This is a genomic window from Staphylococcus devriesei (genome assembly GCF_002902625.1).
Lineage (GTDB): Bacteria > Bacillota > Bacilli > Staphylococcales > Staphylococcaceae > Staphylococcus > Staphylococcus devriesei.
Genome location: NZ_PPRG01000021.1, coordinates 1 through 18,664, shown reverse-complemented (window position 1 = coordinate 18,664; position 18,664 = coordinate 1). Strand labels below are relative to the sequence as shown.

The 18,664-nt window shown below is 32.6% G+C and carries 16 protein-coding genes, 1 riboswitch and 1 other annotated feature; all 16 genes read right to left on the bottom strand.

Translation table 11 applies throughout. From position 1 onward, the window contains the following. Nucleotides 1–121: 121 nt before the first annotated feature. The 16 genes from CD147_RS03185 to CD147_RS03110 all read right to left on the bottom strand — a co-directional run bounded on the left by CD147_RS03185 (nucleotide 122) and on the right by CD147_RS03110 (nucleotide 18,503). Nucleotides 122–1,045, bottom strand: coding sequence for a hypothetical protein (locus CD147_RS03185; protein ID WP_103165999.1), 924 nt, complete (start codon nucleotides 1,043–1,045; stop codon nucleotides 122–124). Nucleotides 1,046–1,060: 15 nt separating this feature from the next. Next, nucleotides 1,061–1,669, bottom strand: a complete 609-nt coding sequence (locus tag CD147_RS03180; RefSeq protein ID WP_103165998.1) for an NUDIX domain-containing protein — start codon at nucleotides 1,667–1,669, stop codon at nucleotides 1,061–1,063. 157 nt (nucleotides 1,670–1,826) lie between these two features. Then, nucleotides 1,827–2,183 (bottom strand): 50S ribosomal protein L20, encoded by a 357-nt coding sequence (gene rplT, locus CD147_RS03175; RefSeq protein WP_103165997.1) that lies wholly within the window; start codon nucleotides 2,181–2,183, stop codon nucleotides 1,827–1,829. 55 nt (nucleotides 2,184–2,238) lie between these two features. Then, nucleotides 2,239–2,439, bottom strand: a complete 201-nt coding sequence (gene rpmI, locus CD147_RS03170) for a 50S ribosomal protein L35 (RefSeq protein ID WP_002448990.1) — start codon at nucleotides 2,437–2,439, stop codon at nucleotides 2,239–2,241. A gap of 27 nt (nucleotides 2,440–2,466) precedes the next feature. Then, a complete protein-coding gene (infC, locus tag CD147_RS03165) occupies nucleotides 2,467–2,994 on the bottom strand; it encodes a translation initiation factor IF-3 (RefSeq protein ID WP_103166021.1) in 528 nt (175 codons plus the stop codon). Nucleotides 2,995–3,017: 23 nt separating this feature from the next. Continuing rightward, nucleotides 3,018–3,144 (bottom strand) — a sequence feature (ribosomal protein L20 leader region). Nucleotides 3,145–3,206: 62 nt separating this feature from the next. Then, entirely contained in the window at nucleotides 3,207–4,700 is a 1,494-nt protein-coding gene (locus CD147_RS03160; RefSeq protein WP_103165996.1) for an amino acid permease, read from the bottom strand. A gap of 152 nt (nucleotides 4,701–4,852) precedes the next feature. Beyond that, a riboswitch (Lysine riboswitch) is annotated at nucleotides 4,853–5,027 on the bottom strand. A 55-nt stretch (nucleotides 5,028–5,082) separates the two neighbouring features. Next, entirely contained in the window at nucleotides 5,083–7,020 is a 1,938-nt protein-coding gene (gene thrS / locus CD147_RS03155) for a threonine--tRNA ligase (RefSeq protein ID WP_103165995.1), read from the bottom strand. Nucleotides 7,021–7,328: 308 nt separating this feature from the next. Next, nucleotides 7,329–8,249 carry a primosomal protein DnaI gene (gene dnaI, locus CD147_RS03150; protein ID WP_103165994.1) on the bottom strand — a complete coding sequence of 307 codons (921 nt, stop codon included), beginning with the start codon at nucleotides 8,247–8,249 and terminating at the stop codon, nucleotides 7,329–7,331. Beyond that, entirely contained in the window at nucleotides 8,250–9,638 is a 1,389-nt protein-coding gene (locus tag CD147_RS03145) for a replication initiation and membrane attachment family protein (protein ID WP_103165993.1), read from the bottom strand. Next, the gene (gene nrdR / locus CD147_RS03140; protein WP_103165992.1) at nucleotides 9,639–10,109 is read right to left on the bottom strand and encodes a transcriptional regulator NrdR; all 471 of its coding nucleotides are present in this window, start codon (nucleotides 10,107–10,109) and stop codon (nucleotides 9,639–9,641) included. Nucleotides 10,110–10,405: 296 nt separating this feature from the next. Continuing rightward, entirely contained in the window at nucleotides 10,406–11,431 is a 1,026-nt protein-coding gene (gap, locus tag CD147_RS03135; RefSeq protein ID WP_103165991.1) for a type I glyceraldehyde-3-phosphate dehydrogenase, read from the bottom strand. 218 nt (nucleotides 11,432–11,649) lie between these two features. After that, a complete protein-coding gene (gene coaE / locus CD147_RS03130; protein ID WP_103165990.1) occupies nucleotides 11,650–12,255 on the bottom strand; it encodes a dephospho-CoA kinase in 606 nt (201 codons plus the stop codon). Nucleotides 12,256–12,273: 18 nt separating this feature from the next. Then, a complete protein-coding gene (gene mutM, locus CD147_RS03125) occupies nucleotides 12,274–13,146 on the bottom strand; it encodes a bifunctional DNA-formamidopyrimidine glycosylase/DNA-(apurinic or apyrimidinic site) lyase (protein WP_103165989.1) in 873 nt (290 codons plus the stop codon). 15 nt (nucleotides 13,147–13,161) lie between these two features. After that, the gene (polA, locus tag CD147_RS03120) at nucleotides 13,162–15,795 is read right to left on the bottom strand and encodes a DNA polymerase I (protein ID WP_103165988.1); all 2,634 of its coding nucleotides are present in this window, start codon (nucleotides 15,793–15,795) and stop codon (nucleotides 13,162–13,164) included. A 300-nt stretch (nucleotides 15,796–16,095) separates the two neighbouring features. Next, on the bottom strand, nucleotides 16,096–17,793 hold the full coding sequence (gene pnpS, locus CD147_RS03115) for a two-component system histidine kinase PnpS (protein WP_103165987.1): 1,698 nt from the start codon (nucleotides 17,791–17,793) through the stop codon (nucleotides 16,096–16,098). Beyond that, nucleotides 17,793–18,503: a response regulator transcription factor gene (locus tag CD147_RS03110; RefSeq protein WP_103165986.1), complete on the bottom strand. Its 711-nt coding sequence runs from the start codon at nucleotides 18,501–18,503 to the stop codon at nucleotides 17,793–17,795. Before CD147_RS03110 ends, pnpS begins: the two co-directional genes overlap by 1 nt. Between the last annotated feature and the right edge of the window lie 161 nt (nucleotides 18,504–18,664).

Genomic DNA, 18,664 nt, shown 5'->3' with positions numbered 1-18,664 from the left:
CTATTATAGCACACGTCCTATACGGACACAAACAGTCTTTAACAGGGCTTTTATACACATATTTTTTGAAAATCAATACTCTAACTTTAACGAACTTTACATGTAATGGAAAATGATTTGCTCAAATTTGACCATCTAGCACATAAATAAGATTTAATATATCTTCATTGACCTCACTAGTCTGTATACCAATCATTGATTTAAAATAAACATCATACGTAGAAATCCACTCATTTGCGTTATATATTTCAAATATATTTAATGGATATAATAGTATCGAATGGTTATTCATTACACGTGTAGCTTCTTCTGAAATATGAAGCGCACCTTCACTTAGCTTATCTAATACTTTTGGTATAACTTCCACCTTTAACTCAGCATGTTCGATACCTTTCAATTGAGCAGGAATGACTGAAATTGAGTAGCCGTACTTCTCAATGGTAACTGGGTCGCTATACTTAGCGAAACGTAAGAATTCTAACATAAGGCTTTTTAAATTGTTAGCTTTCACATCACGAGTTAGTAAAAAAGCCACAGTTTCTTTAAACTCATAGTGCCCATTATCAATTAGTTTCATTATTAATTTGATTTGCTCATTCATGTTTAAAGTATCAAAGTTTGCTAATTGTTGACTTGTTATATGTTTATCTTCATTTAACTGTGATTGTGCATAAGCTTTAATTGGAAATAGTTCCATTCTAGTTTTATGACTTTTGATTTCTTCAATGATTTGGTCTATAACTTCAACTGCCTCATAATACTGGCCTAAACCATTTAAGGATTTAACATAATACAACATTAAATCATCGTAATATTGAAGTCCTTTTTTCAGAAAAATAATAGTTTCTTCTCTTAATTCTAAGTAATAACCTTGATTGTATAGCATCTCACATTTAATCAACGACAATTTGTCATCAAGCTCAAAGTGTGCTTCGTAATTTTCAAATAATTGATACAATCGGTCATAATCTTGTTTATATTCTACTTCAATAATATCATTGTATAATTTCTGTTGAAGTTTTGGAAAAGGGATGATATCTGACACTTTTATACCCCCTTCTTATAACTCTTTTAAGATTAACGCACTCCATGTTTCAAAATCATCATAGTTATCGATTTGTTCTTGTTCAAGCCATTGAATTTTAAGTGTATCTGTCTCGCGGACCTCGATATCATTAGAGTTAACTTTAACTTTAAATACAACACCGATATGTACTTTACCTACTTCGTTCGTATCATCATTGATAAAGCCGATATAATTCATATTCTGCGAATCCGCCTCTGAAAGACCTACTTCCTCTTCAAGTTCTCGTTGAGCATTTACACGTAATATTTCATTAATAGAACCAGCGCCCACTACATCGTTCATATGGCCACCTACACCTATAGAAGATTGACCATGTAAGCGGGATTCGCCACCACCTGTTAAACGTTTGTAGACAAGGAGTTCACCTTTTTCATTCTCTAATAAGCAATATGAAATAAGTTGTTTAAATGAATCGTCTTCCTCCATATCACCACGACGCTTAACTTCATAATCAGAAAATGTTTTAAAGATTGCTTCACCTTGTGCATCATTTTTAGGTAAGAAACCATTGAAGGCATTTGCTTCATCTTCAAATAGTACATTTCTTGGTACTACTATAATTTGTTCGTCATATTTGGACATATTAAACTCCTTATTAAAATTATTCTTCTTATGTATTTTATCAAACAAATGTATTGAACTACAATTAAAAGCGAATGCACGATGATAAGTCCCAAATTCTAAAATAAAGGCTAAGACAATGTTTAATATCAATGTCTTAGCCTTTAATATCTTGAACTTATTTTAAAGCGTCTTTAGCTTTTGAAACTAATTCAGCAAATGCTTTATCATCTGAAATAGCTACTTCAGATAACATTTTACGGTTGATGTTAATGTCAGCTTTTTTCAAACCATTCATTAATCTTGAATAGCTGATGTCGTGTTTACGAGCAGCTGCGTTAATACGTGTAATCCATAATTTACGGAAGTCACGTTTACGTTGACGACGGTCACGGAAAGCGTATTGACCTGATTTCATTACTTGTTGTTTTGCTACTTTATATAATGTGTGTTTAGCACCGAAGTAACCTTTAGCTAATTTAATCGTTTTTTTACGACGTGCTCTTGTTACTGTTCCACCTTTAACTCGTGGCATATTAAATTCCTCCTTAGATATATCAGTTAATGATCGTTCATTTTAGATTCTTCAATTATTTTTTGTAAGCTAATAATTGTTTTACGCGTTTCATATCGCTTTTAGATACTAATTTAGCTTTACGTAATTTACGTTTTTGTTTAGTATTTTTATTTGCAAATAAGTGAGATGTGAAAGCTCTTGAACGTTTTAATTGACCTGAACCAGTTCTTTTAACACGTTTAGCTGCTCCACGGTGAGTTTTCATTTTTGGCATGATTCATTTCCTCCTACTAATTATGAGTTATTTTTCGTTTACAGGCGATAACATAATAAACATTTGTCGCCCTTCCATTTTAGGTTTCTGTTCAACAGTGGCAATATCTTTACATTCTTCAGCAAATTTTTCTAAGACACGTTGACCAATTTCTTTATGTGTAATCGCACGGCCTCTGAAACGAATTGAAACTTTACATTTATCGCCTTTATCTAAGAATTTACGACCATTTTTCAACTTAGTTTGGAAATCATGTTCCTCGATAGTTGGGCTTAGACGTATTTCTTTAACGTTGATAACTTTTTGTTTCTTTTTCATTTCTTTTTCTTTTTTCTGTTGTTCGAATTTATACTTACCATAATCCATAATTCTTGCAACAGGTGGTTTTGCGTTTGGTGCGACTACTACTAAGTCTAATTCTACACGTTCAGCCATTTCTAAAGCTTCTCGTTTTGATTTAACACCGATTTGGTCACCATTTTGGCCAATTAAACGTAATTCTTTAGCGCGAATCTTTTCGTTAACTTGCGTTTGATCTTTTGCTATGGTTGACACCTCCCAAAATTTTACGAAATTTTCCCAAGCAAAAAGAGCGAGCATAGAATGCCCGCTCTCTTCTCATACACAATAATGTGTGACATGATTAACCTGCCAACTGCTTAATGCGTCGCTACAGGTGAGAAACGGGTGTTTCTACTTGGTACGTTTCGTATTCAACATCATTAATCATATCAACAATTAATATATAAGTCAATAATTATTTTTAATTAGTGATGTTTAACTTCATCCATTGAAATGTCTTGTCGTAAATCCACTTCTTCAAGTGGAATCATTTTAGTTTTATATCTTAGTTTATGATAGATAAAAAATACTAAAAATACTGGGATACCCATATACGTAATAATAAATCTATTTAAGTCAAAGTCTCCTGTTTTAATGAAGTCCACATCTTGACCAAGAATTACTATTATGCAAAGAAGACCTGCAAAAATTGGACCGAATGGGAACCATTTAGCTTTGTATTTTAATTCTTTTTTATTATGATGCTGTCTATTAAATGCTCTTCTAAATCTAAAATGACTTACCGCAATACCAACCCATGCAATAAACCCTGTCATACCACTCGCCGCTACAATATATTCGTAGGCATCGCCACTTAATTTTTCAACTAAGAAAATAATGACTACTATAACACCTGTAGCTATAAGTGATAAATAAGGTACACCGTATTTATTCGTTTTACCAAATGAAGGAAAAGCTAATTTATCTTTACTCATTGAATATAACATACGTGTTGAGGCATACATGCCAGAGTTTCCAGCAGATAATACGGAAGTTAAGATAACTGCATTCATAAATGAAGCTGCAAAAGCTAATCCAGCATTTTTAAATACGAGTGTAAATGGTGATGTTGCAATGCTATCGCCACCGCCCATTAAGGCACTACTATTATAAGGAATAAGCATTCCGATAATAAAGATAGCTAAAATATAGAATAATAATATTCTCCAGAATACTTGTTTAATTGCTTTTGGTACTGCACGTTCAGGATTTTCTGATTCACCTGCAGTGATACCGATAAGTTCAGTACCTTGGAAAGAGAAACCAGCAACTAGGAATACACCTAAGATAGATAATAAACTGCCACCTAAGTTACCGCCTAAAATAGGTCCTTCTCCTTGAGTAAAGATATCAAAACCTACAAATTCGCCACCCATAATTCCTAAAATAGTTAATAAACCAACAATAATAAAGATAATTACAGTAACCACTTTAATTAGAGCGAACCAATATTCACTTTCCCCATATACTCTAACTGATAAAGAATTTAATGCAAAAATAATAATTAAAAAGATACAACTCCATACCCATGCTGGCATACCAGCCATTGGCGTCCAGTATTGGATAACTTGGGCTGCTATCGTCACGTCAGCAGCTACTGTAATTACCCAGTTAAACCAGTAGTTCCAACCTAAAGCAAATCCTAATGAAGGATCTACAAATCGTGTCGCATACGTACTAAATGAACCAGAAACTGGTAAGTACGTTGCCATCTCTCCTAATGATGTCATTAAGAAAAAGACCATTGCACCAATAATTGCATATGCTAATAGAGCGCCTAATGCGCCAGCATCATGAATTGCACCACCAGAGGTCATAAATAGTCCGGTACCGATACATCCTCCCATCGCAATCATAGATATGTGGCGGTCTTTCAGACCACGTTTAATCTCGCCTTCTTGAGTTCCGTCTTGTTTCATAGAAGCTCCCTTTCTTTCGGTAGAGGCTTGAAAGTTATTTGTTATGTGATGATAATTGAATTATCATATTTATACTTTACACAGATGTAAAATTAAAATTAAAGCATAAAAAATGGCTGCATACCTGAAAGATATGCAACCATTGCTTAATCTATATCGGTAGCACATCACAAACTGTGACAGTACAGTTTCTATTCGATAACTGTCCCAACAAATGATAAAAGTGGTTATCATTCATTTCGGCAACTTTACCTTTCACTCTTCAACATATATCCCACAATAACTTCTGAAGAGTTAATCATTAAAGATGCGACCTCTAACTCATTTATATTTTTTATTTAGCTACTTTGTAATATACATTAAACCAACTTTTTTAGCAAGACTATCTACGTTTTTTTAAACGAATTTCATCTACTAAATTCCAAATGAATTCATCTTTTTCAATAGTTTCTTGTTCTTGTGAACCATATTTACGTACATTCACTTCGTTATTTTCAACCTCTTTATCGCCTACAACGAGTTGATAAGGAATTTTTTTCATTTGAGCTTCACGTATTTTATAACCCATTTTCTCATTACGATCATCGATTTCTACACGTACACCTTGAGATTTAAGTTCATCTTGAAGGTTTCTAGCATAATCATAATGTAAATCAACATTTACAGGGATGATTTCAACTTGTTTAGGCGCTAACCAAGTTGGGAATGCCCCTTTAGTTTCTTCTGTTAAGAATGCTACGAAACGTTCCATAGTAGAAACCACACCACGATGAATTACGACTGGGCGATGGTTTTCGCCGTCACTACCGATGTATGTTAATTCAAAACGTTCTGGCAATAGGAAATCAATTTGTGCAGTAGATAAAGTTTCTTCTTTGCCCATTGCAGTTTTAACTTGAACGTCTAATTTTGGACCGTAGAATGCCGCTTCCCCAATTGCTTCAACGTATGGTAAGCCCATTTCGTCGACCGCTTCTTTAAGCATTGATTCAGCTTTGTTCCACATTTCGTCATCATCCATATATTTCTCTTTATCTTCAGGGTCTCTATAGCTTAATCTGAATGTATATTCTTCAAAGCCGAAGTCTTCATAAACTTCTTGAATCATATGAACAACACGTTTGAACTCATCTTTAATTTGATCTGGTCTTACAAAGATATGAGAGTCATTTAAAGTCATACCTCTAACTCGTTGTAATCCTGATACTGCTCCACTCGCTTCATATCTATGCATTGTACCTAATTCAGCGATACGAATAGGCAACTCACGATATGAGTGTGGTTTATTATTATAAACCATCATGTGATGTGGACAGTTCATTGGGCGCAACACCATCTCTTCAGTTTCGTCTAACTTCATTGGTGGGAACATATCATCTCTATAATGATCCCAGTGACCTGAAGTTTTGTATAACTCAACATTAGCTAATACTGGAGTATAAACATGGTCATAACCCATACTAACTTCTTTATCAACGATATAACGTTCAATTTCACGACGGATAGTAGCTCCATTTGGTAACCATAATGGTAAACCAGCACCTACAAGTTGGCTATTAGTAAATAATTCTAAATCCTTACCAATTCGACGATGATCACGTTCGCGTCGTTCTTCTAACATTTGTAAATGTGCTTTTAAATCTTTTTTATCAAAGAATGCAGTACCATAAATACGTTGAAGCATTTTATTATTACTATCACCACGCCAATAAGCTCCAGCAGTCGATAATAATTTTAATTCTTTAATTTTAGATGTTGAAGGGACATGTACGCCACGACACAAATCAGTAAACTCACCTTGAGAATATAATGTAACACTTTCTTCCTCAGGAATTGCTTCAATTAATTCTAATTTATATGGGTCATCTTTGAATAATAATTTAGCTTCTTCTCTTGCAACAACTTTACGTTCAATTTTATGATTTTCATCAACAATTTGTTTCATTGTTTTTTCAATTTTTTCAAAATCATCAGAAGAAACTTTCTCATCCATATCAAAGTCATAGTAGAAACCACCCTCAATAACAGGGCCGACACCAAATTTCACGTCGCCATATAAACGTTTTAAAGCTTGAGCCATTAAGTGAGCAGTTGAATGACGTAATACTTCTAATGCTTCATCACTGCCGGGTGTAATAATTTCAATTGAGCCATCTTCCTCTAAAGGTCTTGTTAAATCGACCATTTGCCCATTAAATTTACCTGCTACTGCTTTTTTTCTTAGACCAGGACTGATTGATTGCGCAATATCTTCAGTTGTAGTCCCTTTATCAAACGCTTTCGAATTACCATCTGGAAATTGAACATTAATTTGACTCATAATTTAATCCTCCATTTTAAATTCTATTATCGTTGAAAATAAAACAAAAAACCCGCCCCTAAACAGGGACGAGTTCGTCGTGGTACCACCCTAGTTATTTAGCAAATAGCTAAATATCTCTACTTAAGATAACGGTCTTGAGCCGGGTACTGATTACCAATACCTAAACACGAAGGAGTAATAACTTAATATATTAACCAAACTCTCATCATACATTGGCTCTCTGTATAATATTGATTAAGCTATCATATCTTCATTTATTTCAACGATTAAGATTTAACTACATTATACAACACTTATTATAAAATTCAATTGTTTCGTAAATTTTCCCCATCTAAATAGTAAGTATTTGTTAAACTTTTTATTCTCTCAATAATTCTAGCTGCTTTAGTTTCTTCAGCACCTTCACGTGTGATAGCCAAATGATGTTCCAACTCATCTAAATTTAAGTTAGATGATAGGAAAGTGGGTAGTTCATGTACCATCCTGTAGTGGAGTAAAGGGCCCATCACTTCATCTCTTACCCAAGGTGTGACTTCTTCAGCACCAATATCATCTAACATTAATATATTAGCTTCTCTAATACGTTGTAACTTCGTTTCATAACTTCCATCTCTAAACCCACTTTTGAGTGTACGAATATATTCTGGTAAATAAACAATAGTGGAAGCGACTCGCTTAGATTTCAATTGGTTCGCAATTGCACCTAAGATAAACGACTTCCCTGTTCCAAAAGGTCCATGAATGTATAACCCTTTAACTTGCTCTTTATTAACTAGCTTTTTACAAATATCATTAACTGCCATAGCGATTTCTAATCGATTACGGCCATTAGTATGAATATCTTTTACCTTAGCGTCTAAAGTGTCTCTTTGCATATGATGTGACGTAATAAGTTGAGAATTGAAGCGCTCTTCGTCATATTTAATTTTACAAGGACATAAGTTATAACGGATTTTAATTCTATTATTTTCAATATACAATTCAGGAACATGCCCTTTTACGAAGTTGGGACAGTCTTCATAGTCATGGCCATCATAATTCTTTTGTTGATCTTTATATTCTTGCAATACGTTTAAATCATTATCAATCACTTCATTAGTTAATTCGGATTTATGCTCAATTAAAAATGCTTTAACATCTGGATCGTTAATCACTTGTTGCTTAATTTTAGCAATTCTTTTTTCTAAATCGTTATTTGTCTTGAGAATGCTATTGATTGGTTTCATCTAATCCTCCTCCCAATCTTGAGCTAATTGTGCACGAAATGCTTCCCTATCTTTTTCGAGCTGTTCATCATTTTCATTATTTGTGGCTGTCTTTTGATGACTTCTATCTTTAAGCCATTTTGGTGTCTTTTCCCTTGAAACAATTTCTCGAGATTTTGAGTACCGTTTACGTCGTTGTGATTGATTAGAAGAATTGTAAGAAGGTTTATCTTCAGTAGCTTTCTTCGCTTGTTGATATGCTTGCTCGGCAGTTTTAATACCAAGTTTTTTCCAATTTGAAGCAATTTCAAATATATACGTTTTAGGCAATTTCATTTCATTTTTCAACATTACAAATTGCAATAATATATTTATTACGCCGAATGATAATTTTTCTCGTTCAATTAATTCTTCAATCATTCTTTTTTGTTGAAAGGTAGGTTCTGATTCAGACCACGAAGCTAACATATCGATCGGACTTGTATTATCAAGTAACTTAAACCACTCTTGATTTGACGATGGATTATTAGTCGAATCTTCTACCTTTTCGCTAGCGATATTATCATTACTATAGTTTGCTTTAGTTTGTAATTCCGGCAATTGTTGATTATGTTCAATAAGATAAAACGACCTTGCATGCTTTCTCATTTCTTCAAAAGACAATTGTTGACTACTAGTAATAGAATTTAGAATGATTCGTTTCATTGAATCTGCCGTCAATCCATATAAAGTTGCCAATTGAATAATAAGTTGACGCGCTTCCTTAGTAATAATGTCGCTACTTATAAAATGTTGTTGCAACATTTCTCTCAACATATCAAAGTCAAAAGTTTCATTAGACAAATCAAAGCCGTTATAGGTAGCCTCTTTTCGAATCAATGAAGAATCGACCGCAACGTTTGTATGTGGAACTTTAAAAACATCTGTAAACTTACGTGTTACTTGTTGAAACTGATTTAAATCCGGTTCATTCTTTTCAAAGTAAGCCTTTAAATTCTTATAGCGTTTATTATCAACTTCGCTATATAGATATACTGATAACATTGGGTCATTAAAAAATTGATAGGCAGTTGGCGGTTGGACAAGTTCATAAATAAAAAATGATTGCTGCTTATCATGCTTTACAAATGTTTTTACTAATCCAATACCTTCTAATAAATCCATATATTTTCTAAATTCAATTAAATTAAGTTTTAACTCATTCATTATCGTATAATGCGTATATACTTCATCACTTTTCTCATGTATAAATTGATTCATAAAATGGTATAAACCAATTGCTTGAATACCTATTAAAGGTACATATAATCTGTTAAGTATATCTAGATGACTATGATTTAAATAGAAGTAACGGTACACTTGAAAACCGTCATGTGGACTTAAACCATATTCATAAGATTTCAAACTCATTTATGAATCACTCCGTTTATTTTCATTCAAAATCCCTTGCATTGAAGCTAATAATTGATCAACGTCTTTAAACTCTTTATAAACAGAAGCGAAACGCACATATGACACTTGATCAACATGCATTAATAAATTCATCACATGTTCACCTATTTCTCTAGAAGAAATTTCGGTTTGTCCACTATCACGCAACTGCCACTCTACTTTATTGGTAATATCTTCTAATTGTTGATATCGTACAGGTCTTTTTTCACATGATCTAACTAATCCATTTAATATTTTTTCTCTTAAAAATTGCTCACGCGTTCCATCTTTTTTTACAACAATAAGTGGACTTACTTCAATATGTTCAAATGTTGTAAATCGTGTACCGCAATTTTCACATTCTCGTCTTCGTCTAATTGCATTGGCTTCATCAGCATGTCTTGAATCTACTACACGTGAATGCGTAGAACTGCATTTTGGGCATTTCATATCTATCACCCTCTTGAATAGATTATGCTTCATTATACTATAAAAGTGAATGAGACAAAAGCAGACTAAACTTGCTTAAATATGTCTATTTTGCATTATATTGTAACCTTTATTTAATTCCCCTACTTTGAAGTGGTGTTTTTTTCAAATAAAAACAATACCTTTTGAATTTTAGAAAAAATAACAAAGAAAGTAGTTTAAGGTAAAGATAAAAAGAGACATGGAAAGAATTGATTATGAACTCTTTCTATGTCTCTGATTTGTAGCTTTATGTCCTTCTTACGTTATATTGTAAATTACTTTGAAGTTACAGCGTTTTCTGAAACAATTAATTTACCTATTTGTTCGGCAACTTCAACCACTCTATTTGAATAGCCCCATTCATTGTCATACCAAGCAATAACTTTAACTTTATTATCACCCATTACAATTGTGTTTTGCGCATCAATTACAGCAGAGTTAGGATTTGTGTTAAAGTCTACTGAAACTAATGGTGCATCTTCAACATCTAAAACGCCCTCTAAGCCTGCATTTCTAAAAGCGTCATTTACTTCTTCAACAGTAACCTTTTTGTCTAAGTCAACCACTAGATCAACTAAAGACACATTTTTAGTTGGTACACGTAAGGCAAGGCCATGTAATTTACCTTCTAATTCTGGTAAAACTTCTTTTAAGGCCTTAGCCGCACCAGTTGACGTTGGAATGATACTTTCATTACAAGAACGTGCACGACGTAAATCTTTATGAGGATTGTCGATATTATTTTGATCATTTGTAATTGCATGCACTGTTGTCATCAAACCATTTACAATACCAAACTTATCATTCAATACTTTCGCAACTGGTCCGATACAGTTTGTTGTACATGATGCATTACTAAAAATGTCGAACTTTCCAACATCTAATTTATCATCATTCACACCCTTAACAACCATTTGTACTTCGCCACCTTTAGATGGCCCAGTTAATAATACTTTTTTCGCTCCAGCATTGATATGGCTAATTGCTTTGTCACCGTGATTAAACTTACCTGTAGCTTCGATAACGATATCGATATCTAATTCTTTCCAAGGTAAGTTTTCTGGATTACGATCTGAAACAAGTTTAATATCATGACCATCTACACGAATGCCATTTTCAATTGGCTCAACTTTTTTGTCATATCTACCGTGAGTTGTATCATAATTAATTAGATGTGCAATTGTTTCTGGTGGGTAGCTCGCATTAATCGCTACTACATTCAAATTATCATTATGTAAGGCAATTCTTAACACCATTCTTCCAATTCTACCCATACCATTAATTGCTATATTCGTTGACATTTAAAGCACCCCTTGATTCTTTGTTTATATGTTATACTTTATAAAAATAGTGTAACATAATAAATGATATTTGGAAGCGTTTTCTATTAAATTTAATAATAAATTTGCATTTAGGTTAAATTTTCTATATATAAAAAACTAGCAATATTGAGACTAAGCATTAACTACTGCTGCTTTGAGCCCCACTATCGCTAGTTTTTATCATCTATGATTATTATTTATTCCTTTTCGAGAAAGCCTTGTTCAACCAACAAACGTTCAAGATTTTGTTTTAATTCAAGTTTATCTCCGAGATTATCAATCACATGGTCAGCCATTCTGCTTTTCTTATCAATAGAAATTTGACTATGTACGCGTGCTTTTGCATCTTCTAATGATAGATTATTTCGTTCCATCAATCGATCTATTTGAATGCTTTCAGAAGTATAAACTAACCATACTTCATCTACTGTCTCTTGTAATTCATTTTCAAAAAGAAGCGGTATATCCATAATGACATTATATCCTTGTTGTATATACCCCTGCTTTTCCTCCTCCATTATTTCACGAACAATCGGATGAACAATAGCGTTAAGTTCAAGACGTTTTTCAGGTTGACTAAAAACTAAATCTCCCATATATTTACGATCCATCTCACCATCTTCAGTAATAACCTCATCACCGAACTGTTCTTTTATTTGTTCTAAACCTTTTGATCCTTTAGCTACTGCTTTTCTAGAAGTAATATCGGCATCTACTACTTTAAAGCCAAAAGCTGTTAATAATTCTGAAACCGTCGACTTTCCTGTAGCAATACCCCCTGTTAATCCAATAACCTTAGGCATTTTAATCACCGCTCTCTTTTAATTCTGACAGTGTGGACAGAAATGACTATTTCTAGAGGCCACAACTTTTTGTTCTATATTATGCCCGCAAACTTTACATACTTTTTGTTTGTAGACATTTAAGTGTAATTGCATCTCACCTGTTTTACCATCGGCATGACGGTAATCTGAAATACTTGTTCCACCGTTATTTATACCCTCGTTGAGTACTTCTTGAACGTAGTAGAAGAGTACACGACGTTCTTGATCAGATACATCTTTAACTTTACGTGAAGGGTCAATACCTGTTCTAAACAAAGCTTCACATGCGTAAATATTTCCACAACCGGCAATTATTTTGTGATCTAATAACATTTGCTTAATAGGTTTATTTTGAACTTTTTTCTGCGCTAGATAAGTATTGAAATGTTCGATTGCCTCTTCCTCAAATGGTTCAGGCGCTATTTCTAAAAATGCTGGATAATCCTTAAATGCCCTTAGATTTCTAATTTCACCGAATCGGCGTATATCTGAGAACACTAGCATTTTTCCATTATCTAAATGGAAAACAACATGCCAATGTTTACGATAATTTGGCGTGCTAATCTCTGAAAGTTGATTAACAATAAAGAAACCACCCGCCATCCCCAGATGACTTAATAAAATACGCTCTACATTATTCTTTTTTAAATAAAAAACTATATATTTACTACGTCGTTCTATACTGTTGATAGTATAGCCTTCACTGTGAAGGCGAAAACCATCTAAATTTATCCCTTTTATAATGGTTTCCTTTCCATTATTTTTACCTTCAATTACTTTTTTTGAAAAAGTAACACTTTTAATAGTTGTATTTTTAACAAAAGGTTCTATACCTCTTTTTACATGTTCAACTTCTGGCAATTCTGGCATTGATTATTCCTCTTTCTATTTTGCATCATACCAAGTAGAACCATAGTTAGAGTCTACTTTTAGTGGTACAGTTAGTTCTAAAGCATGTTCCATTATTTCTTCTACAAATGAACTAAATTCTTCAACTTCATTCTTAGGAACTTCAAAGATTAATTCATCGTGTACTTGTAATAATAATTTAGCATGATAAGTTGTGTTCTTTACTTGTTTATCAAACTCAACCATGGCTAGTTTAATAATATCAGCAGCACTACCTTGTATAGGTGTATTCATAGCAGTTCTTTCAGCAAAACTTCTTAAGTTAAAGTTACGACTCGTTATATCTGGAATATAACGGCGACGAAGTAATAGCGTTTCTACATAGCCATTCGCTTTGGCATCTACAACTATATCTGACATATATTGTTTTACCCCTGGGAAACTAGCTAAGTAATCATCTATAAAAACTTTAGCTTTTTTACGAGTAATCCCTAAACTTTGACTTAAACCATAGTCACTTATTCCGTAAACGATACCAAAGTTAACTGCTTTTGCCTGTCTACGCATTAAATCATCCACTTTATCCGCTTCTACTCCAAACACTTTCATTGCAGTAGCAGTGTGAATGTCATGATTATTAATAAATGCCTCTGTCATACTTTCATCTTTAGTAATATGAGCTAAGACCCTTAATTCGATTTGTGAATAATCCGCCGACAGAATCACACTATCATTCGAAGTAGGTTTGAAAGCTCTACGTATTTTACGCCCTTCTTCTAAACGAATTGGTATATTTTGCAAGTTAGGATCGACTGATGATAAACGTCCAGTTTGAGCTAATGTTTGATTAAAACGTGTATGAATACGTTGATCATCACTGATTACTTTTTGAAGGCCTTCAACATAAGTAGATTGTAACTTAGATAGTTGTCGATACTCTAAAATATAATCAATAATAGGATGTTCGCCTTGTAATTGTTCTAAAACATCAACGGCGGTAGAATAACCGGTCTTTGTTTTTTTAATAACAGGTAATTTTAACGTTTCAAATAATACTACGCCTAATTGTTTAGGGGAGTTAATATTAAACTCTTCTCCTGCCGCTTCATGTATATTACTAATCAATAAATCTAATTTCTCTTGAATTTCTTGTTGCATTTGTTGTAAATCACGCACATCAGTATAAACACCGATTTCTTCCATCTGTCCTAATATACGTGCAAGTGGAAGTTCTAGCTCAAGTAATAAATCAACTTGATTATGCGCTTCTAACTCTTCTTGCATTAACGGTTGTACTGCATGAACTGATTCTGTAATAGATGCAATATGTTTATTTAAAATATCATCTTGTGGGACTTGACGTTTTTTCCCTTTTCCATAAATCGAAATATCATCTTTCACATAATGTTGATGATAGTTAGTCACTACAGAGCGAACATCATCAATTGTTCTTGACGGGTCGATAATATAGCTAGCTAGCATAACATCAAAAGTAATATTTTTAATATCAATATTCAATCTATGTGCACAGACATATGATTTTTTAGCATCATAAACACTTTTCTGAGTAGTGTCATCTTCTAACCAACTCACTAACCCGGGATAACTACTTATGTCATCACTATCAATAACAATATGATGCTCCCCACTGAAGAACCCAAATTTAAGAATTGGATCTTTTATATAATTTGAACCATCTACTTCAAAGTGTATGATTGCTTCTTTAAGATTTTTAAAATCTATTTGGGCGAAATCCGGTTCGATTTCAAATTCTTTATTTACCTCTTCATGAGATTGGCTTTCTCCCCCCTCAATATCAGCAAGTAATTGTTTAAACTCTAACTTTTTAAATAGCTCTATCTTCTGTTGATTGTCTTGTAAGTTCTCTAATTTTGTATCTTTTAACGCTACTTCAATAGGGCTTTCAACGTTAATCGTTGCTAAGTCTTTACTCATTAAGGCATCGTCATGGCTATTTTCAAGTTTTTCTTTTAACTTTTTCCCTGATACATTGTCTATATTGTCATAAACGCCTTCAACGCTAGTGAATTGTTTAAGTAGCTTAATAGCTGTCTTTTCTCCCACACCTGCTACACCAGGAATATTATCGGAGGTATCACCCATTAGTCCTTTCATATCGATAATTTGTTGAGGACTTAAACTATCATATTTTTCAGCTATAAACTCAGGCGTATAGTGGTCAACGTCTGTTACACCTTTTTTGGTGTAGTAAATCGTCACATTTTCGCTAGCAAGTTGAGTTAAATCTCGATCTCCTGTAACAATAATTGTTTCAAAATCTTGGTTACTGGCTTCTTTACTTAACGTACCGATAATATCATCAGCTTCATAATTTTCTAATTCATAATGTTTAATTTGATACGCATCTAATAATTGGTGAATATAAGGAAATTGTTCACTTAATTCAGGGGGTGTACTTTGTCTACCACCTTTATATTGACTATATTTAGAATGTCTAAAAGTAGTTTTACCAGCATCAAATGCTACTAAAAAGTGAGTTGGTTGTTCTTCTCTAATTATTTTCTCAAGCAACATAGCAAATCCATAGATTGCATTTGTATGAATACCAGCTTTATTAGATAGAAGTGGCAAAGCGTAAAAAGCTCTAAAGCTTAAACTATTACCATCTATTAGGACTAATTTATTCAAAGCACAAACCTCCAGATTGAATTTAACTATATTTTAGCATATTCCTGACGTCAGAACGAATGAATGATTTTCATTCTATATCATCTCAAAGTAAAAACAGCCTAGTAAAGTAGGACTCTAATTGTTTCTTACCTAGATTCCCGATTAACGGTATCTATAGGCATAAACTAATTAAGTCCAACTCCTATGACTGTCTAATTTATTAGTGTATGAAAATGTGAACGTCTACCTTGAAGAATATTAGCACCAAAAGTGTGTAATCTTTAAAAATATTTTTTATTCCTATTTCTTCTAAACCTTTTATTTTTGCTCATCTAAAATTGAAACTCTAAATAAAGAACCTTCATTAGGCACACTTTCGACATTAATTGTTCCGTTATGTGCTTCTACAATATGTTTCGTGATTGATAAACCTAAACCTGTGCCACCCGAATCGCGACTTCGCGCTTTATCCACACGATAAAACCGTTCGAATATATGTTTTTGGCTTTCTTTATCAATACCTATTCCAAAATCTTCAATTTCCAAATTAACTTTTAATCCCTTGCGATAGACCCTTACGATTACTTTATTATCTTCTAATGAATAATTGATAGCATTCGATAACAAGTTTGTTATGACTTGAGCCATTTTATTTTCGTGTGCTTCAATAATCACATCATTCTCGATTTCTGATTCAATAACAATATTTTTATATCGAGCCTGATTTTGAAGGTTATCTATTGTAGAATAAGCTAATTCAGAGAGATTAACGTAAGATGTCTCTAGTTCTGTTTGTTGTTCAATATGTGATAAATCTAATAAATCCATGACTAATGATTCAATTCGATTTGATTCTTTTAAAATGATATTCAAGAACATTTCAAGTGATTGTTCATCATTTTTAGCTCCTTCAATAAGTGTTTCAGCAAACCCCTTAATAGAAGTTATAGGCGTTTTAAGTTCATGTGAAACGTTAGTCACAAATTCTCGTCTTAAGTTTTCAAGTTTCTTAAGATTTGTAATATCATGCATCACGACAACCATGCCTTCTAAACGTTTCTTAGATTTACTTAATATAGGAACACATGAAACATCAAAGTACTTGTAATGTACATCATTAATAAAAGTTTCAACTTGACCATACAAAGGCTTTTCTGTTCTAAAGCTTTCTATGATCAACTTTTGAATTTCTTTATCTAAGTGTGAAGTATAATCTTTATTTTCTATTTTGCGATCAGGCTGGAAAACTTCATAATACGCATGATTCGCTACTACTATTTCTCCATGTTTATCAATCATCAATACTGAACTTGGAATATTTTCCAACGTCGTTTTTAAGCGATTTGATTGAATCTTTTGTTTGTTATTTAATTTTTGTAATCGTCTAGCTAAATCATTTGTTGTAACAAATAACGCTTTCGTTTCTTTAACATTACTTTCAGGTACTCGTACATGATAGTATCCATCGGCAATTAAAGATGTCGCATAAGTTACCTCATTAATAGGTCGTATATAAGTTCTGTTGATACTTCTAACAGCTAAGTAAATAGCCAACAATACAATGATACCTATTAATGATAAATACTTCCACATGCTTTTTTGTAATTCTAAAATCTCGGTATTAATACCACTTATGTATATAGTTTTATTGTTAATAGTAGTTTTAAACGTGTATCTCGCTTGTCCATTTTCTCTATTATAAATAATATTTGACGGATTAGCTTCGTTACTAATATTTTTATTAAGTTTAGCTTGGTTTCCAATTTTATAAATAGTTTCTTTATCTTTGGTGATTTTAACGATTAGATTTTTATTATTAGAAATATTTTTTATTTCAGCGTAATCGTGCTCTTTTTGAAGCGTTAAAAATTTTTCAGAAATATGATTTAATTCCGCAACTTGAGTGGTAGATAAAACTTGATAAATTGTATGATGAATAATCGTGCCTAAACCAATAAAACTGATAATTGTAATTGTGCTTAATAATAAGAGTAGTCTATGGTGAAATTTAAGCATTAAGCCTTAGGTCTTTCTAATTTATATCCTAATCCACGCACAGTTTTAATTAATTTAGGTTGTTTAGGATTCTCTTCTAACTTATCCCTTAAATGACTAATATGTACATCGACTATTCGAGAGTCTCCAGCAAACTCATAATTCCATACAGAATTAAGCATATGTTCTCTTGTTATTACACGACCTTGTCTTTCAATTAAATAGAGTAATAACTCAAATTCTTTTGGAGTTAACTCTAATAATTCATCATTTTTATAGACTTCAAAGAATTCAGGTCGAATTCTAATGTTTTCAATAAAAATATCTTCTTCGTCTACATCCTGCTTTTCAATTTCGCTTACAAATTTTGATCTTCTAAGTATCGCTTTCACTCTAGCCACAACTTCTCTAGGTGAAAATGGCTTGGTCATATAATCATCAGCACCTAGCTCTAATCCTAAGACACGGTCAAATTCATCATCTTTAGCCGTTAACATTAAAATTGGTACTAAATTTTTATCTGAGCGAATAGTTTTACAAACTTCTATACCATCTTTTTTCGGTAACATTACATCTAGAACGATAAGTTCTGGCTGTACTTCTTTTACTTTCTCTAAAGCCTCTTCTCCATCGTATGCAACTTCTACAATGTAACCAGCTGTTTCTAGATTATATTTTAGTAATGTTACTATTGATTGTTCGTCATCAACCACTAATACTTTTTGTGACATGGTGTGCCTCCCTGATTAGAAATAACGTTTTCAAATTCATTATAACTGATGTTAAAAGAAAAATAACATACCACATATTAAATTTACATAAACTTAACAATTAATATAATATTTAGTATTTATAAAGAAATTATTTTTGCTTTCTTAAAGTAATATTAACA